The 312-nt window shown below is 75.0% G+C and carries 1 protein-coding gene; it reads left to right on the top strand.

Annotation, left to right across the window (positions count from 1 at the left end; all coding sequences use genetic code 11):
- Positions 1-312 (top strand): helix-turn-helix domain-containing protein (locus UK12_RS34960; protein ID WP_156179170.1); only part of this gene is annotated, 312 nt, incomplete at both ends.

The raw sequence follows: 312 nt of genomic DNA on the forward strand, positions 1-312 counted from the left end.
CCGGCCCCCCGGCGCCGGGACGCCGCCCGCAGGCGCGAACTGCTGATCCGGGCGGCGATGGAACTCTTCGCGGAGCGCGGCTTCGACCGCACCACCATCCGCGAGATCGGCGAACGGGCCGGTGTGGACCCGGCGTTGATCGCCCGGTACTTCGGCGGCAAGACCCAGCTCTACCTGGCCACCGTCCGGGAGGAGCAGGGCACCGCGACCCCGGCCGAACTACTGGAGGAGGAGCGCCTGCGCACCCTGGTCGAACGGCTGTCCCGGCGCGGCCCCGGCCCGTCCTTCCAGGCCGCGGTCATGCCCGGGGAC

It is taken from the genome of Saccharothrix sp. ST-888 (assembly GCF_000955975.1).
GTDB lineage: Bacteria > Actinomycetota > Actinomycetes > Streptomycetales > Streptomycetaceae > Kitasatospora.